The sequence below is a fragment of the Pseudarthrobacter sp. RHLT1-30-1 genome, from assembly GCF_059383415.1.
Genome location: NZ_JBWZCG010000002.1, coordinates 1 through 24,365 on the forward strand (window position 1 = coordinate 1; position 24,365 = coordinate 24,365).

The 24,365-nt window shown below is 69.2% G+C and carries 23 protein-coding genes; 6 read left to right on the forward strand and 17 right to left on the reverse strand.

The genetic code is table 11. The features are described 5' to 3' along the window. Positions 1–88: 88 nt before the first annotated feature. Complete coding sequence (gene hpaB / locus AC50YM_RS02430) at positions 89–1,543, reverse strand: 4-hydroxyphenylacetate 3-monooxygenase, oxygenase component (protein ID WP_494955426.1); 1,455 nt, start codon at positions 1,541–1,543, stop codon at positions 89–91. A 79-nt stretch (positions 1,544–1,622) separates the two neighbouring features. After that, positions 1,623–2,159: a flavin reductase family protein gene (locus tag AC50YM_RS02435; RefSeq protein WP_494955427.1), complete on the reverse strand. Its 537-nt coding sequence runs from the start codon at positions 2,157–2,159 to the stop codon at positions 1,623–1,625. A gap of 190 nt (positions 2,160–2,349) precedes the next feature. Between AC50YM_RS02435 and AC50YM_RS02440 the strand changes: the two genes are divergently transcribed. Further along, positions 2,350–3,066, forward strand: a complete 717-nt coding sequence (locus AC50YM_RS02440; protein ID WP_494955428.1) for an IclR family transcriptional regulator — start codon at positions 2,350–2,352, stop codon at positions 3,064–3,066. A gap of 93 nt (positions 3,067–3,159) precedes the next feature. Here the strand turns inward: AC50YM_RS02440 and AC50YM_RS02445 are convergent, their stop codons facing one another. From AC50YM_RS02445 to AC50YM_RS02460, 4 genes are all read right to left on the reverse strand, one after another. After that, entirely contained in the window at positions 3,160–4,560 is a 1,401-nt protein-coding gene (locus tag AC50YM_RS02445; protein ID WP_494955429.1) for an MFS transporter, read from the reverse strand. A 177-nt stretch (positions 4,561–4,737) separates the two neighbouring features. Continuing rightward, positions 4,738–7,800 (reverse strand): AAA family ATPase, encoded by a 3,063-nt coding sequence (locus AC50YM_RS02450; RefSeq protein ID WP_494955430.1) that lies wholly within the window; start codon positions 7,798–7,800, stop codon positions 4,738–4,740. Next, on the reverse strand, positions 7,797–8,981 hold the full coding sequence (locus AC50YM_RS02455; protein WP_494955431.1) for an exonuclease SbcCD subunit D: 1,185 nt from the start codon (positions 8,979–8,981) through the stop codon (positions 7,797–7,799). The genes AC50YM_RS02450 and AC50YM_RS02455 overlap by 4 nt, the downstream gene beginning before the upstream one ends. A 128-nt stretch (positions 8,982–9,109) precedes the next feature. Beyond that, complete coding sequence (locus tag AC50YM_RS02460; RefSeq protein ID WP_494955432.1) at positions 9,110–10,051, reverse strand: MIP/aquaporin family protein; 942 nt, start codon at positions 10,049–10,051, stop codon at positions 9,110–9,112. A gap of 166 nt (positions 10,052–10,217) precedes the next feature. Between AC50YM_RS02460 and AC50YM_RS02465 the strand changes: the two genes are divergently transcribed. Further along, complete coding sequence (locus tag AC50YM_RS02465) at positions 10,218–11,345, forward strand: ADP-ribosylglycohydrolase family protein (RefSeq protein ID WP_494955433.1); 1,128 nt, start codon at positions 10,218–10,220, stop codon at positions 11,343–11,345. On the opposite strand, the gene AC50YM_RS02470 is transcribed toward AC50YM_RS02465, so the two are convergent. Next, positions 11,342–11,902: a DUF4395 domain-containing protein gene (locus AC50YM_RS02470; protein WP_494955434.1), complete on the reverse strand. Its 561-nt coding sequence runs from the start codon at positions 11,900–11,902 to the stop codon at positions 11,342–11,344. The genes AC50YM_RS02465 and AC50YM_RS02470 overlap by 4 nt on opposite strands. A gap of 90 nt (positions 11,903–11,992) precedes the next feature. After that, positions 11,993–13,012, reverse strand: a complete 1,020-nt coding sequence (locus AC50YM_RS02475; RefSeq protein WP_494955435.1) for a 3'-5' exonuclease — start codon at positions 13,010–13,012, stop codon at positions 11,993–11,995. 103 nt (positions 13,013–13,115) lie between these two features. Here AC50YM_RS02475 and AC50YM_RS02480 point away from each other — a divergent pair, with 103 nt between their 5' ends. Further along, positions 13,116–13,883, forward strand: a complete 768-nt coding sequence (locus AC50YM_RS02480) for a VTT domain-containing protein (protein ID WP_494955436.1) — start codon at positions 13,116–13,118, stop codon at positions 13,881–13,883. A 106-nt stretch (positions 13,884–13,989) separates the two neighbouring features. On the opposite strand, the gene rdgB is transcribed toward AC50YM_RS02480, so the two are convergent. From rdgB to clpS, 6 genes are all read right to left on the reverse strand, one after another. Next, positions 13,990–14,610 carry an RdgB/HAM1 family non-canonical purine NTP pyrophosphatase gene (rdgB, locus tag AC50YM_RS02485; protein ID WP_494955437.1) on the reverse strand — a complete coding sequence of 207 codons (621 nt, stop codon included), beginning with the start codon at positions 14,608–14,610 and terminating at the stop codon, positions 13,990–13,992. Between the two features lie 128 nt (positions 14,611–14,738). Further along, complete coding sequence (rph, locus tag AC50YM_RS02490) at positions 14,739–15,497, reverse strand: ribonuclease PH (protein ID WP_494955438.1); 759 nt, start codon at positions 15,495–15,497, stop codon at positions 14,739–14,741. Positions 15,498–15,565: 68 nt separating this feature from the next. Beyond that, positions 15,566–16,363 (reverse strand): MBL fold metallo-hydrolase, encoded by a 798-nt coding sequence (locus AC50YM_RS02495; RefSeq protein ID WP_494955439.1) that lies wholly within the window; start codon positions 16,361–16,363, stop codon positions 15,566–15,568. Further along, positions 16,360–17,385, reverse strand: a complete 1,026-nt coding sequence (murI, locus tag AC50YM_RS02500) for a glutamate racemase (RefSeq protein WP_494955440.1) — start codon at positions 17,383–17,385, stop codon at positions 16,360–16,362. Before murI ends, AC50YM_RS02495 begins: the two co-directional genes overlap by 4 nt. Positions 17,386–17,505: 120 nt before the next feature. Continuing rightward, positions 17,506–18,072, reverse strand: coding sequence for a DUF2017 domain-containing protein (locus AC50YM_RS02505; protein WP_494955441.1), 567 nt, complete (start codon positions 18,070–18,072; stop codon positions 17,506–17,508). After that, entirely contained in the window at positions 18,065–18,427 is a 363-nt protein-coding gene (gene clpS, locus AC50YM_RS02510) for an ATP-dependent Clp protease adapter ClpS (protein WP_494955442.1), read from the reverse strand. Before clpS ends, AC50YM_RS02505 begins: the two co-directional genes overlap by 8 nt. 37 nt (positions 18,428–18,464) lie before the next feature. On the opposite strand from clpS, the gene AC50YM_RS02515 reads away from it, so the two are divergent. The 3 genes from AC50YM_RS02515 to AC50YM_RS02525 all read left to right on the forward strand — a co-directional run bounded on the left by AC50YM_RS02515 (position 18,465) and on the right by AC50YM_RS02525 (position 20,975). Continuing rightward, a complete protein-coding gene (locus AC50YM_RS02515; protein ID WP_494955443.1) occupies positions 18,465–19,793 on the forward strand; it encodes a nicotinate phosphoribosyltransferase in 1,329 nt (442 codons plus the stop codon). Then, entirely contained in the window at positions 19,793–20,455 is a 663-nt protein-coding gene (locus AC50YM_RS02520; RefSeq protein ID WP_494955444.1) for an isochorismatase family protein, read from the forward strand. The genes AC50YM_RS02515 and AC50YM_RS02520 overlap by 1 nt, the downstream gene beginning before the upstream one ends. 175 nt (positions 20,456–20,630) lie before the next feature. Then, positions 20,631–20,975 carry a hypothetical protein gene (locus tag AC50YM_RS02525; protein WP_494955445.1) on the forward strand — a complete coding sequence of 115 codons (345 nt, stop codon included), beginning with the start codon at positions 20,631–20,633 and terminating at the stop codon, positions 20,973–20,975. A gap of 109 nt (positions 20,976–21,084) precedes the next feature. Here AC50YM_RS02525 and AC50YM_RS02530 read toward each other — a convergent pair whose 3' ends face one another. The 3 genes from AC50YM_RS02530 to nagB all read right to left on the reverse strand — a co-directional run bounded on the left by AC50YM_RS02530 (position 21,085) and on the right by nagB (position 24,311). After that, a complete protein-coding gene (locus tag AC50YM_RS02530; protein ID WP_494955446.1) occupies positions 21,085–22,875 on the reverse strand; it encodes a DEAD/DEAH box helicase in 1,791 nt (596 codons plus the stop codon). Between the two features lie 265 nt (positions 22,876–23,140). Next, complete coding sequence (locus tag AC50YM_RS02535; protein WP_494955630.1) at positions 23,141–23,449, reverse strand: DUF3039 domain-containing protein; 309 nt, start codon at positions 23,447–23,449, stop codon at positions 23,141–23,143. Positions 23,450–23,528: 79 nt separating this feature from the next. After that, positions 23,529–24,311 carry a glucosamine-6-phosphate deaminase gene (gene nagB / locus AC50YM_RS02540; protein WP_494955447.1) on the reverse strand — a complete coding sequence of 261 codons (783 nt, stop codon included), beginning with the start codon at positions 24,309–24,311 and terminating at the stop codon, positions 23,529–23,531. Positions 24,312–24,365 lie beyond the last annotated feature (54 nt).

Consider the following 24,365-nt stretch of genomic DNA (forward strand, 5'->3'; position numbering starts at 1 on the left):
GGGGGGAAAAGGAAACAAGCCCAGGAAAAAAGCCCCCCCCACCCTAGAGAACGGGGGGCGGGGCGGGCCCGCCCCCCCCCCCCGGCGGTCAGTCGGTACGGTTCAGGAACTCCCTGACCCGGGCCCGGACGGGCTCACGGTCGTAGCTGTTGACCATGGCCCCCGCCATCCTGACCGGATCGCCGAAGAAGAAGTACTCGTACAGCGACTGCCGGCCGGAGAATCCGGAGACCGAGGCATCGAACGCCAGCTTGAACAGCCGGACCCGCTCGGGCCCGGTCAGCGACTTGCCCTGCAGGTACATCTCGATGTCGGCCCGGGCGTCGCTGTTGACGTCGGCCTCGCCCGGAAGTGCCATCAGCCCGGAGGCGGAGAATTTCCGGATGATCTGCGGGAACCGCTGGGCGACCTTGGGGTACCAGTTGCGGGCGGCGTTCAGCGTGGACCACTTCGGCAGCATCACGCCCGCGTCGTTGAGCTGGGCATCCGCCTCGGAGGCCCGGACCAGCGCCTTGCCGATCTCGACGTCGACGATCAGTTCGGCGATGTCCTCCTGGATGTGCTGGAAACCGTCGATGCCGATCGAGTCGGCGAGTTCGGACGCCAGGCCCAGGAAGAATTCGCTCTTCGCGATCGTGCGGGTGACGACCTGGTGCGTCATCAGGGCGCCGGCGCCGGTTTCCGAGTAGAAGCCATTGCACAGCTGCGGGTTGCCCAGCATAAAGATGCGCTCGTTGGGAACGAAGACATGGTCGAAGACCGCGACGGCGTCCATTTCCTCATAGCGCGACGCGAGCGGCTCGTCGTGGGTGCTGCCGCCGTTGTACAGCGAGGTGCGGCAGAGGTAACGCAGGCCCGGCGCGTCGTTGGGGATGGCGAAGGCGTAGGAGTACGGTGCATCCTCCGGCGTGCCGCGGAGCACGGTGGAGGGAAAGACCAGGAGTTCGTCCGCGATCGGGGCGATGGTGGCCAGCATGCGGGCGCCCTGGATGACAATCCCGTCTTCACGCTCCTCGACAATCCGGGCCGAGAGCTGGCCGCCGAGCTGTTCGGAGCCGGACACCGATCGGTTCACCTGCGGCGGAATCAGGGTGTGCGTGGCGAGGACATCGTTTTCCCGGGCCCACTCGTAGTAGTTGCGGATATTCTCGCCGAACTTCGGGTCGGCCTGGGAAAACCACTTTCCGGCCGTGCTCAGCGCGGTAAGGGAGGAGTTCATGTAGTCGCCGGAGCGGCCCAGGAAACCGTTGGAGTCCTCGGCCCAGGTGGAGATGGCACGCCGGCGGCGCTGGAGGTCCGCGACCGTCTTCGGCACCAGGAAGGAGGCGTTGACGAGGTCGCCGGTGCTGGGCGAGGTGTACGTCAGCGCGTCCTGGTACCGGGGGTCGTGCTGCATGTCGAAGAGCTTGGCGTAGGAGCGGGCCACGTTGCGGAACGCGGGGTGCTCGGCGATCTTCTCGCTGACAACCTCCCCGTCGATCACCACGTGCGGCGTCATCTCGTTGAGCCTGTCCAGGTACTGCTGTCCGGTACGGATACCCATTACTGTTTCTCCAGTCGTCGTTGAGTCGAGTCGAAAGGGCGTAGGTGGTGTGCGGACGGGGCCGGTGCCGCGCGGCGGGTCAAAGCAGGTCCTCCATGCCCAGCTGGCTTTCCGGGATGGTGGTGAAGGTGCCGTTGGCGAACGCCAGCGCATCTCCATAGCGGTAGTTGAAGTCCACTACCTCGCCGACGTAAAGGGTGTGGTCGCCGCCGTCGTACGCCGCCCAGGGCTTGCATTCAAAGTAGGCGAGCACGCGGGAAAGCCGCGGAGCCGTTTTGCCCTCGACCCAGAGCGGTTCGGGCCCGGGACGGCCGGCAAAGTGCAGCGCGAGCTGCCGCTGCTCCGCGCCGAGGATATTGACGGTGAAGGGCCGCCCGGCGAGCTCGTCGTGCGACTTGGCCGTGCGGGCGATGCTGACGAGCACAAGGGGCGGGTCCATCGAGACGGAGGTGAAGGAATTGACGGTGATGCCGTGGCGCTTCGTGACGCCGTCGAAGGTTACGATCGCGACGCCGGTGGCGAACCGGCCCAGGCCCCCGCGGAAGTGCTGGGCCCCGGGCCCGGACGAGCGGCCCGGCACAACCGGGACAGGTTCGCTGCGGGGCTTGGCAATCATCGTTGATCCCTTGCGGTCGGTGCAGGCCACTTGCTGCCGGGCTGGCGTGCAGGCTCTTGCCTGAGCAGTCGTATGTTCTATAATCGAACACATAGTTCTTATATAGAACGCTAGCGCACCGTAATGCAGAGCACAAGGGCCACCCGGTGCCTCCCTGCAACAGATGACCGCCCGCGCCTAGGATGGACCAATGACCCCGATTGCCGGCAGCGCCCAGGCTTCCCCCTCCCAGACGTTGTCGCGCGGTATCCGCGCCCTGGAAATCCTCGCCGATGCCCAGCACCCGCTCACGATCGCCGAACTCGCCGACGCGATGGGGGTCCACCGCTCGGTCGCCTACCGCATTCTTCGCACCCTGGAGGATCACTCCCTGTTGGTACGCGACGACGGCGGCCGGGTCCAGCCCGGCCCGGGCCTGGCCGTCCTGGCCCGGGGAGTGTCGCGCAACCTGCAGACGGCGGCCCTGCCGGAGCTCACCCAGCTCGCCAACACCTTGACGATGAGCGCCTTTGTTGCCATCTGGGACCACGCCGAATGCGTCACGCTCGTTACCGTGGACCCGCGGCACACCGGGGCCACGGTGGTCCAGCACCCCGGCTCCCGGCATCCGATCAGCGCCGGCGCGCCGGGAATCGCGATCCAGTCGGCCATGTCGGAAGAGGAATGGGCCGCCGCCGCGCCGGGCATCCCGTACCGGGCCGAAGCGGCAGTGGCGCGCCGCCGGGGCTATGCCGCCAGCCATGACGAGGTCATCGCCGGAGTCTCCTCCCTTGCCGTCCCCATCCGGGTTCCGGGCGGGCGGCCGGCGGCCCTTGCCGTCGTGTACATCCGGGCCGACCAGAACCCGGAGGAAGTCGCCGTGGCGCTGTCCGTGAGCGCCGGGCGGATCGAGAGCCAGCTGGGCTGACGCGGCAGCGTCCCGGTTGGCCTATCACTCTGGGTCCTTATGAGGCCCTGGGAGCAACCACACGTGACAGGGCAACTGCCGGCATGCAGGGAATCAGCCGGCAACCGGACTGTTCCGTCGCCGAAGCACGACGGCGGCTGCCGCTCCCAGCAGGAACAGCGCCGCAGCCGCCCACACCGGCACGAGGAAGGCCGTCGGGTAGCCATGGGTCTGCGCCAGCTGCCCGGCTAGGGACGAGCCGATCGCTGTGCCGGCGACGATGCCGCTGGCCAGCGCGGTCATGACGGTGCCGAGCTTGCCGGCCGGGGCCACGCGTCCGCCGACCGCAAAGACCGTGACCATCAGCGGTCCCACCGGCAGCCCCAGGACCAGGAGCACAAGGATCATGGGCAGCGCGGTCGTGGGCAGCAGCAGCAACAGCGCCAGGCCTGCCATCAGCGCTGCGCAGGCCAGCCAGCGGGCATTTGAGGTGAACCCGCGGGGCCAGTACGCGACCGACAGGCCCGCTGCCGCGGAGCTCAGGCCCATCACTGCGTAGAGCAGGCCCGCTGCTTCAGAGCTGGCGAAGCCGGCGGAAAAGGAACTCAGCGAGGTCTGGGTGGAACCGAAGAACGTGCCCATGCAGACCATGGCCAGGACGGGAAGGGCGACGGCGGCAACGGCGCCGGCACGCTGCCCGGCCGTGCGCGTGGCCCGGAGCTGCCGGGTGTGTTCCTTCGCGGCCGCTGTCCGCCCCGGCGTCCGGGGCACCGCCTGATGCGTGGGATGCACGGCGAATGCCGGGACGAGGGTGAGGGTCAGGGCAGCGGCGAGGGCGAGCGGCAGCCAGGGTGTGGTCAGGCTGGCGAGGATTCCCACCAGCGCCGGTCCCAGGACAAAAGTCAGTTCGTCCGCCGTGCCCTCGTAGGACAGTGCGGTGTCAAGGTCCGCAGTGTTGGCGTCGCGCCCGTTTCGGGAGGTGAGTGCCATCCAGCGGACTCTGGCCAGTGGCCCCACCTGCGGGCAGCTTGCGCCGGCGACGAAGGCAGCGGCGAGGACCGGGATTGCTGCCGCCAGGTCCACGTCGCCGGGGATCAGGTAGGCGGCGAGAATCAGTGCGATGACGGCGGCTGCGTTGAAGACGGCGGCGAACAGCAGCACAGGGCGCTGGCCCAGCCGGTCCGCCAGCGCGCCAAGGACCGGGGCGCCGAGGGCCGAGCCGATCCCCACTGCGCCGGCCGCGACGCCGCCGGTTGCGTAGGAGCCGGTGACGGACGTGACCAGGGTGAGGGTTCCCACGGTGAGCATGGCGAGCGGGAGGCGGGCGAAGAGCCCAATCGGGAGGAAGCTGCGGCCGGCGAGCAGCGGGAGCCGGGCATACCGCCCGCCGGTACGTGTCGGCGGCGGGGCAGTGCCGGGACCCGGTGCCGTGGATGACGGGGTACTGGCAGCATCGGGTTCAGGAAAATGGGGCGCCGTGGAAACGGGCGCCTGGGGAGGCGTTGAGAGGGTCATGATTCCGGGTTCGTTCAAGGGTGCGCATCGTCCCTCCTCCCGATGCGCGCGACCCGGTAACGCACCTATTCTAGCCGCACGCGGTGCCGCCCGCGCGGTCCCTGGCGCCGCGGCACGGACCCAGGATGCGGCATGGTCCCTGGCGCCGCCCGGCTGCCGTGGCGCGGCCGGGCGGCGTCAGCCCTCGGCGTCGTCGGAGATGTGCAGGGTGGAACCGTTGCGCCCCTTGACCACCTGGAGCTGGGTGCTGATGCGCTGTTTCATTTCGCCGACATGGCTTACCAGCCCGACGACACGTCCGCCGTCGCGTAGCCCTTCGAGTGCGTCCATGACCTGTTCCAGGGCCTGTTCGTCGAGGCTGCCAAATCCTTCGTCCACAAACAGCGTCTCGATGTCCACGCCGCCGGATTCCTGCTGCACCACGTCCGCGAGCCCCAGGGCGAGGGCGAGGGAGGCCATAAAGGACTCGCCGCCGGAGAGCGTTGCGGTGTCCCGGCGTTGCCCGGTCCACTGGTCGACGACCTCCAGGCCGAGGCCGGATTTCGCGCCGCGGGCCGCCTTGGCGTCCGTGTGCTGCAGGGTGTAGCGGCCGTCGCTCATGCCAATGAGCCGTTCCGAGGCTGCCGCCGCGACCTGCTCGAGCCGTGCGGCGAGAACGTAGCTGTTCAGGCTCATCCGGTAGGTGTTGTCGCCCGCACCGCGCGCCGCGTCGGCGACGGCTGTCAGGAGGTTCGCCCGTTCCCGCGGTTCCCGTCCGGTCTCCGCGAGTTGCGCGTAGTTCGCGGCGATCGATTCCAGGGTCCGCACCGACTTTTCCGCGAGGCCGGCGGCGAGTTCCGCATCCCGGGCCGAGAGTTCGGCTGTGGCGGCATCCGTGCGGAGCTGGTCCACGACCTCCGCGGCGAGGGGGCCTTCCGTTTCCAGTTCGCGCGCCGCCAGTACGAGTTCCTCGCCGGCAAAGAGCTCCACGATCCTTGCCGCTTCGTCCTGGCCGGCGCGGACAGCGGCTTCCAGTGCCGCCGCGTCCGCAGCCGGAAGCAGCACGGCCCGGGCCGCCTGCGCGGACTCGAAGCCGGTGCCCGGAAGCGCCAGATCGAGCTGCTGCCGGGCCTCCGCGGAACGGGCCGTGGCCTGGTCCAGCCGGGTCCGCGCCGCTTCGGCGTGTTCCAGCACGGCGGTCGTGCCGTCCAGTGCCTGGATCCGGTCGGCCAGCACCTGGTGGCCCGCCCGGAGTGCGCCGAGGGCCAGGTCGAGGGTTTCGGCCTGCTCCTGGACTTCGGTGAGGGTCGATTGGGTCTGTAGGATGCCGGACGTCGCGGCGGCCTGGGCCCGCTCGCCGGCGGTGATCTGGTCGTCCAGATCCGCCTGCCGGGCCCGGCTGGCGGCAAGCCCGGCCGCCGCGTCGCGGGCCTCCGCGGCGCGTTCCCTGGCCAGGGCCGCCTCGAGGGTGGCGTCCTCGGGTGCCGTGTTGCCACCCTGGGCCGCCAGCACGGCGACGTTCTGCTGGGCTTCGGAGAGCTCGCGTTCAAGCGCCGCGAGGGCGGCTTCCGCGGCCTCGCAGGCGCGCTGCGCGGATTCCTCGGCCTCGGCCACGATCAACGCGGATGCCGCGGCCGGGGCGGGGAAAGGATGCTCGGGGCTGCCGCAGACCGGGCAGGCGACATCGGGCTGCAGCTGGGACGCAAGTTCCGCGGCAGCGTTGGCCAGCCGTTCCTCGCGGAGATCCAGCCAGCTCTGGCGCCGGTCCTGGTACTCCTCCCGGGCCCCGCGGTGGCGTGCCTCTACGGCTCCGCAGTCCGCCTCGGCCGCGGCGTAGCGCTTGACCAGGACGAGGAGTTCCGCCGCGGCGGCTGCTTCCTTCGTCCGCAGCTGCACTTCGGCGGCCAGTTCTTCGAGCGGACGCAGGCCGGCGAGCAGGGCTTCTGATTCACGGCGCAGACCGGCGAGGGCAGCCGCCCCGGACGTTTGTTGGCCTTCCAGCTGAGCCAGGCCCAGCCGAAGCTCGGCGGTGCGGCTCCGCAGACCGGCGAGCCGGGCTTCGTCGGGCAGCCGCTCCTCCAGCACCGCACGCAGGGAGCGCAGCCCGCGCAGCGCGGACCGCACGGTGTCTCCGTGAACGGCGGAACCGACGGCGGAACTGACCGGCGTTCCGTCCCGGAGGACGGCAAGTTCGGGGTCGGTGAGCGCTGCCGTGCGCAGTTTCTCACCGGCGGTGGCCATCGCGGCCGCAGCCAGTTTCTCCGCCGTCCCGGCGGCGTCGACCGCCTGCAGCTGGCCGCCCAGGACTTCGGCCTGGCGGTGCAGGGCGAGCTGTCCGCTCCTGGCGGCGACTGCGGGAGCGGCGGCGTCGGCCTCCAACCGCCGGCGTTCGGCCGCGGCCAGCCGGGTCTGGCGGGCGGCCCGCGCTGTGGCCGCGTCCCGGGCGGACAGGCGGCCGGCGCGCACCCCTTCTGCCTCCAGCGCGGCCGAGCGGCGCTGGGCCGCGGCCGAGCCGGCGTTCACCCCGAGCCAGGCCAGGAAGGAGTCCGGGTCGGCCCGGTCCGGGGCATCCGCCAGGTCCAGCTCCAGCGCGGCTGTTTCGGCTTCGGCCCGGGCGAGCAGCAGCTCGAGCTGCCCGCTGAGGCTGGCGACCTCGGCGCGGGCAGCCTGCGCCTTCCGGCCAAGTTCCTCCTCCACGGCCTCAAAACGCTGGGTGCCGAACAGGCTTTGCAGCAGGTCGAGACGGTCGGTGGCTTTGGATCGGAGGAAGGCGGCGAAATCGCCCTGCGGCAGCATCACGACGCGGGTGAACTGGTCCCGGTTCATGCCGAGGACTTCCGCGATCTCCGCGCCTGCCTCATCGTTCCGGCCGGACTTCTCGGTCCATTCGCCGTCGACCCGCTCGCGGAGCACGGTGTTGGCCTGCTGGACGGTGAAGCCCTTTTTCCCCCGGGCGCTGGGCTTGTCCCAGGCCGGCGAGCGGGAGACCTCGAAGTGCCGGCCGCGGGCGGAGAACTCGCAGGTAACCCGGGGCTCGACCCCTGCATCGGCGTGGTCGCTGCGCAGCCGCTTTCCGTCCTGCCGCGCACCGGGTACGGTACCGTACAGCGCGAAGCAGATGGCGTCGAGGACGCTGGTTTTGCCGGCGCCGGTGGGACCGTTCAGCAGGAACAGCCCGTGCGCGCTCAGTCGGTCGAAATCGATGTGTTCGGTGCCGGCGAAGGGGCCGAAGGCGGAGATCTCAAGACGGTGGATCCTCACAGCGAAACTCCTTCAAGACGCACGGATTCCAGGGCTTCGGCCAGCGCAGCTGCCTCGCGGTCGTCCGCTGTCCGGCCGCGGACGTGCTCCAGGAAACCGCAGCAGACGGAAAGGTCGTCCGCGGCCTCAGCGAGTTTGCTGCTGTAGCTGGTTTTGGCGGTAGCGCCGGCACCTTCAGGATCGAACCCCAGCACCAGGGTGTCGGGGAACCGCGAGCGCAGCCGTTCCATGGCCTGGGCCGGGCGCTGCGAGTCCGTCAAAGTGATCTGGCAGTAAGCGCCTTCCGCCCACGCGAAATCCTCGGCGGAGAGCAGGTCCTCGAGTTTGCCGCGCAACACGGCCAGGGTCCGGGGAGCCTGCCACAGCACCTCACGGATCTCACTGATCCCGTCCGCGGCGACGTCCAGCAGCCAGCTGCCCTTCTTGTGCTGCGCTTCGGAGAAGGAGTAGGCCAGCGGCGAACCGGAGTAGCGCACGGACGGCGAGAGCGCCTGCCGGCCGTGCAGGTGGCCCAGCGCCGTGTAGCCGAAGCCGTCGAAGAGGTCCAGCGGTACAGCACCGACGCCGCCGATGCTGAGGTCCCGCTCGCTGTCGGAACTGATCCCTCCGCTGGCAAAGGTGTGGGCCAGGACCACCGAATGGACCGTCCGGGATCCGGCCCGGGCCGCGAGATCGGCGCGGATCCGTGCGGTGGCGGCCCGGGTCACCTCAAAGTGGCTGGCGGTGTCGACGCCAAGCTGTTCAGCCACGAGCCGCGGTTCCAGCCAGGGAATGCCGTAGATGGCAAGCACCGGGCCGTCACCGTCACTGTCGGCGCCGGCGTCGAGCGGGAAGAGCACGGGCTGGTCCAGCTCGGCGAGGCGGGTGCGCAGGTGCACTCCCCCGCGTGCCAGCAGCCGGGAGGCGAAGCCGAGCCGGATCGCCGAGTCGTGGTTGCCGCTGGTCAGCACCACCTGCGCGCCGGCGCCGGTCAGGCCCACCAGGGCGTCGTCGAGCAGCCGGACGACGTCGACCCCCGGCAGGGCGCGGTCGTAGACGTCCCCGGCGATCAGGACGACGTCGACCGCCTCATCCCGCACGAAACTGACGAGTTGCTCGATGAACGCGCGTTGGGCCTCGAGCATCCCGACGCCGTGGAACGACCGGCCCAAGTGCCAGTCCGAAGTGTGCAATAACCGCATGCTCCTACGGTATCCGCTGGCACCGACGGTCTTGCGCCACCGCTCCGGGAACAGCAACGCGGGGTCACCTACGGCCCGTTCCACCCCGTGGGATGGGCCGTAGGTGACCCCGCGTTGGGGGTGGCGGGCTACTTGCCGCGCTCTCCGCGTTCGCCGTCGAAGAAGGCGCGCGCTTCCACGCCGCCGGCCGCCGGGACAGTGACGCGGCCGTCCCCATGGTCGCCGACCGCGACGTCGTCGCCGCCCGCTTCCCAGCCGTCCGTTTCGTCGTCCCCCGCAGCCGGGTCGGGCACCGGCCCGGCGGCCGGCGTCGTCAGCGCGAAGCCGCGGAACACGAGTCCCGCGAGGGCCGCGCCCACCAGCGGGGCGACCCAGAAGAGCCACAGCTGCCCGAGGACGTCCGGGCTGCTGAAGAGCGCGGACGCGGTGGCGCGCGCCGGATTAAAGGGAGCATTGCCCGGCGCCTGGCCGAACTGCAGCAGCACCGCCATGGTCAGGCCGACGGCGAACGGGGCGGCCAGCCGTGAGGGGTTCCGGGCGGAGGTGGCGCCCAGGTAGACCGCCACCAGCACGGCGGCGCCAAGCACCTCAATGAGCAGCACCCCGGCCATCGGCACCTGGATGACGGAATTCTCGCCGAATCCTGCGGCCACCGTGTCAAAGGCGGCCCGGGTGTCGGCGATGTTGGGGACGGTCCGCAGAATCCCGAACAGCGTCACCGCGCCCAGCAGGGCTCCCAGCAGCTGCGCTCCCACGTAGGCTGCGGCGTCGGCGAGCCGGATCCGTCCCGCAATCGCGTAACCCGCCGTCACTGCGGGATTGAAGTGGCCACCGGAGACATAGCCGAACGCCAGCATCACGGCGGTGAGCGCCAGCCCGGCGGCCAGGGCGGCGGAGAGCGGGTTCGACTGCGGAATGGTGAACAGCGGAACGCCCAGGCCGGCGACCACGATGAAGAAGGTCCCGAGGGCTTCCGCGGACAACCGGGCTGGCAGCCCGTGCCGCAGGGCACTGTCAGGGGCGGCGTCCGGCGGGACGGCCGGCTCGGGGGCAGACGCAGGCGTGAACATGTTCAGGCATTCCTTTGCTTGGGGGTCAGCGAGCAGTCTGACACCTGAATCTGGATGTTCTCTGGACCATGGCTGAAGACCCGGCTCAAGGCCTGGCTCAAACTCTGGCTGGCCGTCCTGTCCCGGCTGCCGGCGCCTCCGGCGGAGCGGGGTAAAATTGGAAGTCATGAGCACCGAGCCTGTCACCGCCCCCGGCCCCTCCCCCACCCCCTCGCACGCATCCCGGATCCACGGGTGCCTGCTGGGCGGTGCCCTGGGCGATTCGCTCGGCTACGCCGTCGAATTCGACGATATCTCCACCATCCGCGGGAAGTTCGGCGCGGCCGGGCTGCAGGACTTTTCCGCGCTCGACGCCGGCAGTCACTTCTCCGATGACACGCAACTCACGCTGTACACAGTGGACGGGCTGCTGGAGGCGCTGGAGTGGGCGAACTCGGGCGTGGGTGCTGACACCAACGCGTGCCTGTGGCTCGCCTACCTGCGCTGGCTCGGCACCCAGGACGTGCCGGTGCCGGAGGCGGCACCGTTCCAGCCGCCCCGCTGGATCGACTCCCACGCCGTCCTCAGGCACCGCCGGGCTCCGGGAAACGCCTGTCTCAGCGGCCTGGCCACCGGCGAGATGGGGACGTTCTACCGTCCGGTCAACCCGGATTCGAAGGGCTGCGGCACGGTGATGCGTTCGGCCCCGTTCGGCCTGATTCCCTACATCGAGGCGGCCGCCGTGTACAAGCTCAGCGCCGACGCCGCCTCGCTGACCCACGGGCACCCGGCTGCCCGGCAGAGCGCCGGGGTCTTCAGCCTTGTCATCCACGCCCTGACCGCCGGACACGGCCTGCGTGAAGCGGCACAATTCGCACTCGGGGAACTGGACGCGGGCCACCTGCGCAAGGGTGAGGAACCCGACCCGGACCTCGTCGCGCGGCTGGAGGCGGCCCTGCGGCTGGGCGGCGCCGGAGAACGGCTCACTCCTGAAGAACTGGTGCGGGAACTGGGCGAGGGCTGGGTGGCCGAGGAGGCACTGGCCGTCGCGCTGTACGCGGTGCTGGCCACGGCGCCGGATGGTGCGGCGGACCCGACGGCGGCTGCCGGGGACCCCGAGGCGCACTTCCGGGCAGCCATCGCGGTCGCGGTCAACCACTCCGGGGACAGCGACTCCACCGCGTCGATTGCCGGCAACATCCTGGGCACGTTCTACGGCGAGGACTGCCTGCCGGTGCATTGGCTCGCAGCGCTCGAGGCACCGGAGGTCATCCGTGGCATGGCCTCGCGGCTGGCAGCGGTGACCGGCGCCTAGGCGCGGCGGAGCGAAATGTTGTTGCAGGCCTCGCACACGTCCGCGGGGATCAGACCGCGGCGCTGCAGGAAGCCGAAGATGGTGCAGCCCAGGCAGAAGCCGGCGAAGGCTTCCAGGGACGCCGCGACAATCAGGACCGCCAACAGGATCCAGGCGGCCGGCGCGAGCCCCACGGCCAGCAGCACGGCGGCGGTGGTGGACATCGCGGCACCGATCCCTTGTGCAAAGCGCTTCGGCGGACCCGGGACCAGCCGGGTCTTCCCCAGCCGCGGCGTCAGGACCTTGACGGACAGCTGGGCGAGCGGCGAGATCCGCGGGCCAAACAGGACGCGCAGCCAGAATCCGGCGGCGATCACGGCCAGGCCCCAGCCGAAACCGGTCAGCAGCGTCAGCACGGACAGCAGCACCACAAGGGCGGCGGTAATCCGGGCCGCGTACTCGTTGACCGGGTTCGGAAATGCGAAGACCCCGCGCCAGTCGATGCCGCCGCTCCGTGCAGATGCAGATGCAGGTGCAGGTGCCGGTGCCGGTGCCGGTGCAGAAGTCAGTTTGCTCATCGTTCAAGGCTAGGAGCAGGCGTGCCCCGGGCGCACTGTTTGTTGCGCCCTGTGACCCTATGACCGCGCAACCCACTGCACGTTGGGGGGTCAGGAAAGCGCGGCGGAGGCCACATGGCCGCCCACCATCTGCAGGAATTCGCCTTCGGAGAGGACCTCGATCCGCTGGCCCCGATCGTGCAGCTCCAGTACCCGCCGGGCCTTGCCGGTGAGCCTGCCGGAGCGCAGGTCGGCGGCCACAAACCCGTCGCCGACCACCAGGACGGTCGTGCGGGCCGTGACCCGGCTCTCGGGCCGGGCGCCGAACTCGGCGGAGCGGATCTTCGCCTCGGGCCGGGGGATGGCGAGCTCGCCGGTGAACACCACAGTCTGGCCGAACAGCGGGTGGCCGGACTCGGCGAAGGCGTTCGGCGGCGGGTTCGCGCCCTCCTCGGGCCAGCCGGGCAGGTAGGCCCGGACCGGGGCCGTCGCGGCCCCTCCCCCGGCGAGTGCGTCCAGGGCTGACCGGCTGGCCTTGGAGAGCGGATCCCGCAGCGGGTCGAAGGCCGCCTGCCGGGATACTGCCAGGCCCAGGGACAGGAAAAGCTCCGCGATGCTGCCGGCGCCGTTGCGCGCGGCAATGTCAATCAGGATCCCGGCGCAGGCACGCGCGTCCTCGGCGGCGTCGTGGTGGTTCACCAGCGGGACACCGGCTTCCTCGGCCGCGTACGGCAGGGAATTGGACACCAGGGAATAGCAGCGGCGCGACAGCATCACGGTGCAGACGTAGTCGTAGGCCGGTCCCGGCAGGCCGGAGACCTCAAGGCCTGAGCGGATCACGCCGAGGTCGAAGGCGGCGTTGTGGGCGGCCAGCACGTCGCCGCCAATAAAGGCACCGATCTCCGGGAAGAGCTCACCGAAGCGCGGCAGCCCTGCCACCTGCTCGGGCCGGATTCCGTGGATCCGGACGTTGTGGTGGTCGAAGCGGTCGTGGTTCTCCGGCGGCCGCATCAGCCAGGAGGCTTCCTCAACCACCACGCCGCCGCGCACCTTGCTCAGGCCCACAGCGCACGGTGAACCCCGGAAGCCGTTCGCGGTCTCAAAGTCGATCGCCGTAAAGTCCAAACCCACGGTCCAAACTTTACCGCCGGATTCCGGCCCGGCCCGCACCGGCCACGCCCGAGGGCGGCCGACGGCGGCCGTCAAGTACGCTTGATGGGTGAACCTTTTAGCTTTGAGTGACTTTGCCGTGTCCACGATCGGCGGTGCGGGCCCGGTCCAGCCGCAACTGGCCTCCTTCCTGCCCGACTGGCTCAACCCCCAGATCTTCCTGGCCGACCCGGCCCTGGCGCCCTGGGTTGTGCTGCTGGTCTGCGGCATCATCTTTGCCGAGACCGGCCTGCTGATCGGCTTCTTCCTGCCGGGCGACTCGATGCTGTTCACGGCCGGACTCCTGGTGGCCACCGGGACCATCAAGTTCAACATCTGGGCTTTTGTGATGCTGATCATCGTCGCGGCGATCATCGGAAACCAGGTCGGCTACCTGATCGGGTCCAAGGCCGGCCCGGCCATCTTCAACAAGCCCAATTCGAAGCTGTTCAAGCGCGAAAACGTGGAAAGCGCCCACGCCTTCTTCGAAAAGCACGGCGGCAAGGCGCTGATCCTGGCCCGTTTCGTACCGATCATCCGGACCTTTGTCCCGGTGATCGTCGGCGTTGCCCAGATGAGCAAGCGCAAGTTCTTTGTGTTCAACGTGATCGGTGCCGTGCTGTGGGGCGGCGGCGTGACCCTGCTGGGCTTCCTGCTGGGCGATACCTTCCCCTGGGTCCGCGAAAACCTGGACATCATCTTCATCGTGATCGTCCTGCTCTCGGTGATCCCGATCGGCATCGAGGTCATCCGCGGCTTCATCGCCAGGAGCCAGGCCGAGAAGTACGGCACTGACGTCGTCGAGGAGTTCATCGAGGAACACGAACCCGAAGAGGAACGCAAGACGCCGTAGCACAGGCCCCCGGACATACCAGTGACAAGGAAGGCGCCCCGCAGTGCGGGGCGCCTTCCTTATTAACCGGACGGTTTGCGTCCACCGGGCGGTTTGCCGTTAGGCGCTACCTCCCGGCCAGGGCCTCGACAATCGCCGGAAGCAGCGCGCGGAACGCGTGCCCGCGGTGGCTGATCGCGTTCTTCTCCGCGGGGCTCAGCTCGGCGCAGCTGCGGTCCAGCCCGGCGGGCTGAAGAACCGGGTCGTAGCCGAACCCGCCGGCACCCCGGGGCTCGCGCAGCAGCGTCCCCTCAAGCTGCCCGTACTCCACCACCTCCCGGCCCTCCTCAGCGGTGCTGCCCGGGACGGCCAGTGCCGCGGCGCAGACGAACGCGGCGCCGCGGTGCCCGTCGGGAACGTCGGCCAGCTGGTCGAGCAGCAGCCGCAGGTTCGCGGCGTCGTCGCCGTGGCGTCCGGCCCAGCGGGCCGAGAAGATCCCCGGCGCCCCGCCCAGCACATCGACGGCGAGGCCCGAGTCGTCGGCGATCGCCACGAGCCCGGTCGCCTCCGCCACCGCCCGCGCCTTGAGCAGCGAGTTCTCGGCGAAGGTCACACCGGTTTCGGCGACGTCGGGCGCGCCGACAGCGCCCGCGTCCACCACCTGGGTGTCCACGTCGAGGCCGGGCACCTGCCCGCGGAGCAGCTCACGGAGTTCCCGGAGTTTGCCCTGGTTGTGTGTGGCGAGCACCAGCACCGGCGTGGGGCCGTGCTGTACAGCGTTTTGCTGTGCAGCGTTTTGCTGTGCAGCGTTTTGCTGTGCAGCGTTTTGCCGTGCGGCGTTTTGCTGTGCAGCGTTTTGCTGTGCAGCGCCCGCGGTCACGGGGCTTCGGCCAGGGTGTCGCGCTGGATGGCGGCGAGCTGTTCCGTGCCCATCAGGGCCAGGTCCAGCAGTTTGTTCAGCTCGTCCCGGTCGAAGGGGGCGCCCTCGGCGGTGCCCTGGACTTCGACGAACTTGCCGGACCCGGTGACGACGACGTTCATGTCGGTCTCGGCGCGGACATCCTCGACGTACGGCAGGTCCAGCATCGGGACGCCGTCGATGATGCCGACGGAGATGGCGGAGACGGTGTCGATCAGCGGCTGGGCGTTGCGCGCGAGCATCTTGTTCTCGCGGGCGAAGCGGATGGCCTCGGCCAGGGCCACGTAGGCGCCGGTGATGGCGGCCGTGCGGGTTCCGCCGTCGGCCTGCAGGACATCGCAATCCAGCACGATGGTGATCTCGCCCAGGGCCTTGGTGTCGATGATGGAACGCAGCGAGCGGCCGATGAGCCGGGAGATCTCGTGGGTGCGGCCACCGATCTTGCCCTTGACGGACTCGCGGTCGGAGCGGGTGTTGGTGGCGCGGGGCAGCATGGCGTATTCGGCCGTGACCCAGCCGCGGCCTTCGCCCTTGAGCCAGCGCGGCACACCCTCGGTCAGTGAGGCCGTGCACAGCACCCGGGTATTGCCGAACTCAATCAGGGCCGATCCCTCGGCCTGCTTGGACCAGCCGCGGGTGATGCTGATCGGACGGAGCTGGTCGGGGGTCCGGCCGTCGGCGCGGAGAACGGGGGCAGTTAGGGCTTCGGAAGTCATGCCACTAGCTTATCGACCCGGACCGGATCACCCGGTCCACGGACCGTCCGGACGGGACGGCGTTCCGTTCAGATCGTGTAGTGCACGCCGGCGACGGCGACGGCCACGTGCTGGCCGAAGACCCCTTTGGCTTCCGCCATCACGGTGGTCGGCGACGTCCAGACCGGGATGTGGGTCAGCAGCAGCCGGCGGGCACCGGCGGCCACGGCGGCGTCCCCGGCGCGTTTGCCTGTCAGGTGCACGTCCTTGATGCCGTCGTCGCGGCCTTCCTCGAAGGCCGCCTCACAGAGGAACAGATCGGCGTCGCGGGCCGCGTCTTCAAGCCCGCTGCAGGAATCGGTGTCGCCGGAGTAGCTGAGCACCCGGGTGACCGGCTTGCCGTCGTTGTCCGGCTCGGTGACCTCCACGCGGAGCGCGTAAGCCTCCTCCACGGGGTGGTTGACGGAGTACGGCGTGACCGTGAACGGGCCCATGGACACCGGCTTGCGTTCGGACCAGTTGCTGAAATCGAATTCCTCGTGCATCCCGGGATCCAGTTCCAGGCCGTAGGCGGTGGCCATCCGGTCGGCGGTGGCGGCGGGCCCCCAGACCGGGATCCGGCCCCGGCCCCAGCCGCCCGGCTTCCAGCGCACCGCGACGTGCAGCCCGCAGAGGTCCATGCAGTGGTCCGGGTGCAGGTGGGTGAGGAAGATGCCGTCGATGTCCTCGAGGTCCGTGTAGCGCTGCATGGCACCGAGCGCGCCGCTGCCGAGGTCCAGGACGATCTTCCAGTTCCGTTCGCCGTCGTTGGCCGTGAGCAGGTAGCACGACGCCGGCGAGCCGGGCCCGGGGAATGACCCGGTACAGCCCACGATGGTCAGCTTCACAGCAGTGTTCCCCCGCCCGCGGATCCGCCCACGAAGTTGGAGATCCGCGGCCGGCTGGCGCCCGCCTGCGCGGCGGCGATCATTTCCGGCGTGATTCTGGCGAGGCTGCCCGTGGGGTACTGCGCCGCGACGTGGTCGACGTGGCGGACGCTGAGCACTTCGGGTCCGAGGAAGCGGCGGGCCAGGTGCTCGAACTGTGCGGCGTCGCCGGTGGCGATGAAGTTGTGGGTCGGGCCGGCGGCGTCGGTGCGTTCCAGGCCGCGGGAGGCCAGCGCCCGGTACACGTCCTTGGCCGTCTCCTCCGCGCTGGAGACGAGGGTGACGTCTTCCCCCATTACGTAGGAAATGACGCCGGTGAGCAGCGGATAGTGGGTGCAGCCCAGCACCACGGTGTCCACCCCGGCGGCTTTCAGCGGTGCCAGGTATTCGCGGGCGACGGCGAGCAGCTCCGGCCCGGTCGTGATGCCGGCTTCGACATAGGGCACGAACGCCGGGCAGGCCACCGAGGTCAGGTGCAGGTCCGGGGCGGCGGCAAAGGTGTCCTCGTAGGCGCGGGAGCCGATGGTGGCGGAGGTGCCGATCACCCCGACCCGGCCGCTGCGGGTGGCGGCGACGGCGCGGCGCACGGCCGGCTGGATCACCTCGATGACGGGGATCCCGTAGCGGGCGGTGTAACGTTCGCGGGCGTCGCGCAGCACGGCGGCGGACGCCGAGTTGCACGCGATGGTCAGCAGCTTCACCCCGGAATCCACCAGCTCATCCATCACGCCCAGGGCGTTGGCCCGGACCTCGGCGATCGGGAGCGGGCCGTAGGGACCGTTCGCGGTATCGCCGACGTAGAGGATGGATTCGTTGGGCAGCTGGTCGATGATGGACCGGGCCACGGTCAGGCCGCCGACGCCGGAGTCAAACACACCGATGGGACGCGAACCCATCCGGCTGGCGGTCCCGCTGGCGCTGTTGCCCGCCGGGGAGTCCGCAACTGTTCCCGCTGCCGGCTGCTTGCTCGATGCTGAAGTCATGGTTATTCGAGGATAGGGCTTAGCCACCGGTGCGGCCATCTCATTGTGCCGCGCGACTCATGTCTAATGTGTCACACGCGGCGGCAGGCTCCGGCGCCGGGTCCCAGCCGGGGCGGCGGGTCAGGCGCGCGTCTCCAGCGCCTGCAGCATCGCCTGGACCAGGGATTCCTGGAGCCAGGTGGTGAAGTTGTAGACCAGGGCCAGGTAGCTTTCGACGTCCTCGGCCTGGGACCAGTCCTGCATCAGGTGCACGTGCCCGGCGTCCTCGTCGTCGCGGATGTCGAGGCGTTCGGCGAGTACCAGCCTTACATCGTTGAGCGCCGTGGACCAGTGCCGCGCGTCGGCCGGGGTCAGCACCAGTTCGTCCTTGTCCAGACCCAGGGACGCGGCCTTCAACGCGCCGATTTTGTTCTCCCGGAGCGACCGTTCGGTATACCGGCGGAACTCGAGGGAGGCGGCGCCGTCGGTCTTCGAGACATTCGGCAGCAGCCGGCGCAGGGCACGGTCCGTGGGTTCGCGGGCCTCGGAGTCGAGCCCGACAAGAGCGGCGAGGGGATCCTGGTTGGCGCGTTCCGCCGGCTCCAGCATGGACACGACATCGTCGAAAAGGCTGCGCAACAGTTCCCGCTCGGCCGGTTCCAGATAGCCGGTGATGCCCTTGACTCCGTATTTAAATGCCTTAGCCACGTTTTCCTTTGCCCTTGTTTGAACCCGGGCCGCCGCCGGTGGCTTTCTCCACGGTGGCCCAGAGACCGTAGCCGTGCATCGCCACCGCGTGCTGCTCCACCTGCTCCTTGCTGCCGTGCGCCACGATGGACCGTCCCTTTTTGTGGACCTCCAGCATCAGCTTGTTGGCTTTCGCCTCCGAATAGCCGAAGTAGCTGCGGAAAACGTAGCTGACATAGCTCATCAGGTTCACCGGATCATTCCAGATCACGAGGTTCCATGGGACGTCCGGGGCACTCAGGACATCGGTCGACGTTCCTGTTCCGGTCTGGGTGCTCTCCTGGGTGTCAGGGCCGAGCGCAACGCTGAGGGTCATCTGTCCATTCTATGGGGATGCGCACTAGAGTGAATTTGTGACTACCTCAGCTGGCTGGGACCGGCCCCGCACGTCCCTGTACACCGACCATTACGAGCTCACCATGCTGCAGGCCGCGCTGCATTCCGGCGCCGCCCACCGCAAGTCAGTGTTCGAGGCCTTCGCCCGGCGCCTGCCGGACGGGCGCCGCTACGGCATTGTGGGCGGCACCGGCCGGCTGCTGGAGGGCATTGCGGATTTCCGCTTCGGCGCCACCGAAATCGAATTCCTGCGCCGCACCAAGGTGGTCAATGAAGAGACCCTGGACTATCTGGCCGGGTTCTCCTTCTCCGGCGACATCTGGGGTTACGCGGAGGGCGAAGCGTACTTCCCCAATTCCCCTATCCTGATCGTCGAATCCACCTTCGCAGAGGCCTGCATCCTCGAGACCTATATCCTCTCGATCCTCAACCATGACAGCGCGATCGCCTCGGCGGCCTCGCGCATGATCACGGCGGCCGGCAGCCGCCCCTGCGTGGAAATGGGTTCGCGCCGCACGCAGGAGGAATCCGCAGTGTCGGCCGCCCGTGCTGCCATCATCGCCGGGTTCGACAGCACCTCCAATCTGGAGGCCGGGCTCCGCTACGGGCTCAAGACGGTCGGCACGGCCGCGCATTCCTTCACCCTGCTGCACGACACCGAGCGCGAGGCGTTTGAGGCCCAGATCGCCTCGATGGGCGCAGGAACCGCGCTGCTGGTGGACACCTACGACGTCGAGGCGGCGGTGCGCAGCGCCGTCGAACTGGCCGGCGACAAACTCGGTGCGGTGCGCCTGGACTCCGGCGACCTCGTCGCCCAGGCGCAGTGGGTCCGCCAGCTGCTGGACGACCTGGGCAACGAACGCACCCGCATCATCGTCACCTCGGACCTGGATGAGTTCGCCATCGCCGCCCTCCAGTCCGCCCCGGTGGACTCGTACGGCGTCGGCACCTCCCTGGTGACCGGTTCCGGCGCGCCGACGGCCAGTATGGTCTACAAGCTGGTCAGCCGCACCGACGACGACGGCGACTTCGTTTCCGTCGCCAAGGCCGCCAAGAACAAGACCAGCATGGGCGGGCGCAAGTACGCCCTGCGCAAGCTCAACGACCGCGGCACGGCCACCCAGGAGATCGTCGGAATCGGGCACCGCCCGGACGACGACGGCAACGACCGGCCGCTGTTGCAGCAGTTCGTGAAGAACGGCGCACTGCTGCCCGGCTGGACCGGCGCGGAGGGTGTGGTGCGGGCCCGCAAGCGTCACGCGGACACCATGAAGGAGCTTCCCGCTGCCGTGAACCGGCTGCAGCGCGGCGAACCGGCCATCCCCACCATTTACGAGGAGAACTGATGTCCCGCGCCCTGATCATCGTCGACGTCCAGAACGATTTCTGCGAAGGGGGCTCGCTGCCCGTCGCCGGCGGGGCGGCCCTCGCCGGCGCCATCAGCGAATACGTCGACGCCCACCACGGACAGTTTGACCACGTTGTGGCGACCCAAGACTGGCACGTCGATCCCGGCGCGCACTTCTCCGAGGACCCGGACTTCATCGACAGCTGGCCGAAGCACTGCGTCGCCGGAACCCGGGGCGCAGAACTCCACCCGGATCTGGACACCGAATACATCCAGGCCTACTTCCGCAAGGGCCAGTTCACCGCCGCCTACTCGGGTTTTGAAGGGCTCCTCGCCCCGGACGACGCCGTGCCCACCGGCGACCGGAAGCCCGGCGCCATGCCGGCAGCCGGCAGTTCCGCCAGCGGCCAAGGCGACGACGCCGGCGACTTCGCCGCTGGCGAGGAGACCATCGGGCTCGACGACTGGCTGCAGAGCCACGACGTGGAAGACGTCGTTCTCGTCGGCATCGCCACCGACCACTGCATCAAGGCGACAGCCCTGGACGGGGTGCAGGCCGGGTACTCCGTGACAGTACTGCGGGATCTGACCGTCGGGGTTGCCGAGGATCTCGACGACGCCATTGCCGAGATGGAGCTCGGCGGCGTCGATATCGCCTGAGCCTGCCGCGTCGTCGCCCTGGCAGTTCCGCTGCGCAGCGTCTGGGGCAAGAGGCCCCGGCACAACGCAATGTGGCGGCCCGGGGCCGGACCGCTGACGGAAAAGCCGCGCCCTCCCAGTAGACTCGAAATCCCTGCCAGTATTCGTCTGACCCGCTAGAACCCCGGAGTACATCATGAAGAAGACCCTGACCGTCCTGATCGCTGCCGGGGCTTTGCTCGGCGCCGCCGGCTGCTCGGCCGCCCCGTTAGACACCACCGCGGAAACCTGCGCCCGGGTCCAGAGTGTCGGTGCGGGACCCACCTCGAACGAGGACAAGGCGGGGATGATCCGCCTCGCCAACCGGCTCCGCCCCGTCGAGGCCAGCGCCGCCGAGCAACTGAAGACCCCGCTGCACTCCATCATTGAATTCCTGGACGAGTCGGCGAAGGAAACCCCGGACTCCGCCAAGCTGCAGGAGATGCAGGTCGCGTACACCTCCGCCGGGCAGGCCCTCAGCGGCGCCTGCGTCGCCGGCTAGTAGCCGCAGTCCCGCGGCTGGGAAGCCCCTAAAGCTGCAAAATAGTACGAAAAAGGGACCGGGTGACCCCGGTCCCTTTTTTGTGCCCCTTTTTTCGTACCGGCGGCGGTTACTTCCGGCCGATGAACCAGTCCTGAAGCTTCCGCAGCCGGGTCTGCAGCTGCTCCTCATCGGCCAGGGCCACGGCCGGGCCGCCGCAGACGGTCCTGAGCTTGGTGTGGATGACGCCGTGCGGTGTGCCGGTCCGTGCGGACCATGCCGCGACGTTTTTGGCCAGCTCGGTGCGCAGGTCCATCAGCATGCGGTGGTCCGGCAGGGCCGGAGCGGCAGCAGCGGCGGCCGCCGCGGCCTGCGGGGCGCGCGCATTCTTGCGGTTGAGCTGTTCGTGCTGGCGCTGGCGAAGCAGCGTGCCGACCTGCTCGGCGTCGAGCAGGCCGGGAATTCCGAGGAAGTCGAGCTCGTCCTCCGAACCCACCTCGCCGCCGGTGCCGAACTCGCCGCCGTCGAACAGCACACGGTCGAAGGAGGCCTGCGAATCCAGCGCCTCGAACTTGCCCTTGGTCAGCGAATCGGAGGCCTTCTCCTCGCGGTTCGCCTCGTCCATCAGCGAGTCTTCCGGGTTGAAGAGGCCGTCGCCGTCCTCCTTCTCGGGCCGGTCCAGGGCGTGGTCCCGCTCGGCCTCCATGGAGTTGGCCAGTGCCATCAGCTGCGGCACCGAGGGCAGGAAGACCGACGCCGTCTCGCCGCGCTTCCGGGCGCGCACGAAACGCCCGACGGCCTGGGCGAAGAACAGCGGAGTGGAGATGGAAGTCGCATACACCCCGACGGAAAGCCGCGGGACGTCGACGCCTTCGGAAACCATCCGCACGGCCACCATCCAGCGCTTCTCGCTGGCGGTGAACTCCTCGATCTTGCTGGAGGCCTTCGTGTCGTCGGAGAGGATCACCGTGGGTGACTCCCCCGTGATTCTCTTCAGCTGGCCGGCGTAGGCGCGCGCGTCGTCGTGGTCGGTCGCGATGACCAGCCCGCCGGCGTCGGGAACTGTGCGGCGCACCTCGCTGAGGCGCTTGTCCGCCCCGGCAAGCACGGCCGGGATCCATTCCCCGGTGGGGTTCAGCGCGGTCCGCCAGGCATGGGCGGTGACGTCCTTGGTGACCGCCGCCTCGCCGAGGGAGGCCGCCATTTCCTCGCCGCCGCTGGTCCGCCAGCGCATCTGGCCGGAGTAGGCCATGAACATCACGGGACGGACCACGTGGTCCCGGAGCGCCTTGCCGTAGCCGTAGGTGTAGTTTGCCTTGGAACGCCGGATGCCGTCCCGGTCCTCGGCGTATTCCACGAACGGGATCGGCGAGGTGTCGGAACGGAAAGGTGTGCCCGTCAGGGACAGCCTGCGTGCCGCGGGCTCGAAGGCCTCCCGGAGCCCGTCGCCCCACGAGAGCGCCTCGCCCCCGTGGTGGATTTCATCGAGGATGACCAGCGTGCGGGCGGCCTCGGTCTTGGCCCGGTGCAGCATCGGCTTGCTGGCCACCTGGGCGTAGGTGACCGCGACGCCCACGAAGCCGCGGCCGTGCTGGCCGTCGGCGTTCTTGAAGTTCGGGTCGATGGCGATCCCCACCCGGGCGGCGGCGTCGGCCCACTGCCGCTTCAGGTGGTCGGTGGGCGCCACAATGGTGACGCGGTTGATGACGTTGGCCTCGATCAGCATGGACGCCACCCGCAGCGCAAAGGTTGTCTTGCCGGCGCCGGGCGTGGCGACCGCCAGGAAGTCCTTGGGATGGGTACTGAAGTAGCTGTCCAGGGCTTCCTGCTGCCAGGCACGGAGTTTCGGCGCGGTACCCCAGGCGGCCCGCTCTGGATAGGCGGGCGGCAGGACGGGTCCGCCAAAGAGTGTCTCTGTCACTTAGGTGCCTTCCAGTCCGCGCACTGCTGCCCCCGCCGGAGGAACCCACTTAAGCACAAAAAACACCAATCTGTTATGGATGAACCGGAAGCAATCGCCGGCCGGCAGGCCGGGCATCATTCAGGGGGCGAACAGCTCTCCACGGTGCCAGGCAGGCATGCCCGGCGCCGGGGCGCTGGACCCCCGCGCCCGTCCGCACTCCCGCGTCCCGTGGCGGCATTACGTGGCCGCCGCTTTACGTGGCCGCCGCTTTACGTGGGCGCGCTTATTTGTCGCCGGAACCCTTGCCGCCGTCGCCGCCCGCGCGGAGGCCCTCGTAGACCTCTTTGCATTCGGGGCACACGGGGAACTTCTTCGGGTCGCGGCCCGGCGTCCAGACCTTGCCGCACAGGGCGATGACAGGTTCGCCGGACAGCGCGGATTCCATGATCTTTTCCTTGCGCACGTAGTGCGAGAAGCGTTCCCGGTCACCGGGCTCGACTTCCTGGCGCAGTTCCTCGCGCTCGATCGTGGCCGTCGACGCCCCGGCTCCGGAGAGCTCGCGCATCGGGTCGTTTTCGAGAGGATCGGTCATGCTGTTCATGTGACCCATCTTAGCCGCTGGATCGGACAGAGTTGCGACGGGAGGGGTGCGCGAGCGCGCGAACGGGTCGCTACAGCCCCTGCCACGACGGCTTGTTCTCATAGCTGTGGCGGTAGTAGTCGGCGAGCCGCAGCGACGATGCCGCCGCCTCGTCGACCAGGATCGTGGCGTGCGGATGCAGTTGCAGGACGGACGCGGCACAGATGGCGGCCACGGGCCCTTCGATCAGGTCCCGGACCGCCTGGGCCTTCTGCGCGCCGGTGGCGATCAGAATCACATGCCGGGCCGCCAGGATGGTTCCCAGCCCCTGGGTCAGGACGTGGTGCGGGACCTCGGACAGGCTTCGAAAAAACCGGGCATTGTCCCGGCGTGTCTGTTCGATCAGGGTTTTGACCCGGGTCCGGGAGGCAAGTGACGAACCGGGCTCGTTGAATCCGAGATGCCCGTCGGTGCCGACCCCCAGCAGTTGCAGGTCCACTCCCCCGGCCCCGCGGATTGCGTCCTCGAAGGCCCGGCAGGCGGCCGGGATGTCCGCGGCCAGGCCGTCCGGTCCGTGGACGTTGGCCGGGTTGATGTTCACCCGTTCGGTGAATTCGCGCCGGATCACCTCACGGTAGGACTGCGGGTGGCCAGCCGGAAGGCCCACATACTCGTCCAGGGTGAAGGCGCGCACCTGGCTGAAGTCGAGGCCTTCCCGTTCGTGCCGGAGCGCCAGTTCGGTGTAGACCGGCAGCGGTGACGAACCGGTAGCCAGTCCCAGGACGGCGTCGGGCTTGCGCCGCAGCAGAGCCTCAATCGCGTCCGCCGCGAGGGCCGCTATCGGCTTGGTGCCGGACAGAATGACGACTTCCATGGCCTGCCTTTGCGCTTGCTGTGCCCTGGGGCGGAGCTGCCCTAGTGGCAGGCT

Bases quoted from the DNA above. Each gene is read 5' to 3' on its own strand.
- nagB (WP_494955447.1), bottom strand. From the start codon at position 24,311: ATGGAAGTCGTCATTCTGTCCGGCACCAAGCCGATAGCGGCCCTCGCG.
- AC50YM_RS02535 (WP_494955630.1), bottom strand. From the start codon at position 23,449: ATGACCGATCCTCTCGAAAACGACCCGATGCGCGAGCTCTCCGGAGCC.
- AC50YM_RS02525 (WP_494955445.1), top strand. From the start codon at position 20,631: ATGAAGAAGACCCTGACCGTCCTGATCGCTGCCGGGGCTTTGCTCGGC.
- rph (WP_494955438.1), bottom strand. From the start codon at position 15,497: ATGACTTCCGAAGCCCTAACTGCCCCCGTTCTCCGCGCCGACGGCCGG.
- AC50YM_RS02520 (WP_494955444.1), top strand. From the start codon at position 19,793: ATGTCCCGCGCCCTGATCATCGTCGACGTCCAGAACGATTTCTGCGAA.
- hpaB (WP_494955426.1), bottom strand. From the start codon at position 1,543: ATGGGTATCCGTACCGGACAGCAGTACCTGGACAGGCTCAACGAGATG.
- AC50YM_RS02470 (WP_494955434.1), bottom strand. From the start codon at position 11,902: ATGAGCAAACTGACTTCTGCACCGGCACCGGCACCGGCACCTGCACCT.
- AC50YM_RS02465 (WP_494955433.1), top strand. From the start codon at position 10,218: ATGAGCACCGAGCCTGTCACCGCCCCCGGCCCCTCCCCCACCCCCTCG.
- AC50YM_RS02455 (WP_494955431.1), bottom strand. From the start codon at position 8,981: ATGCGGTTATTGCACACTTCGGACTGGCACTTGGGCCGGTCGTTCCAC.
- murI (WP_494955440.1), bottom strand. From the start codon at position 17,385: ATGACTTCAGCATCGAGCAAGCAGCCGGCAGCGGGAACAGTTGCGGAC.
- clpS (WP_494955442.1), bottom strand. From the start codon at position 18,427: ATGACCCTCAGCGTTGCGCTCGGCCCTGACACCCAGGAGAGCACCCAG.
- AC50YM_RS02460 (WP_494955432.1), bottom strand. From the start codon at position 10,051: ATGTTCACGCCTGCGTCTGCCCCCGAGCCGGCCGTCCCGCCGGACGCC.
- AC50YM_RS02445 (WP_494955429.1), bottom strand. From the start codon at position 4,560: ATGACCCTCTCAACGCCTCCCCAGGCGCCCGTTTCCACGGCGCCCCAT.
- AC50YM_RS02440 (WP_494955428.1), top strand. From the start codon at position 2,350: ATGACCCCGATTGCCGGCAGCGCCCAGGCTTCCCCCTCCCAGACGTTG.
- AC50YM_RS02435 (WP_494955427.1), bottom strand. From the start codon at position 2,159: ATGATTGCCAAGCCCCGCAGCGAACCTGTCCCGGTTGTGCCGGGCCGC.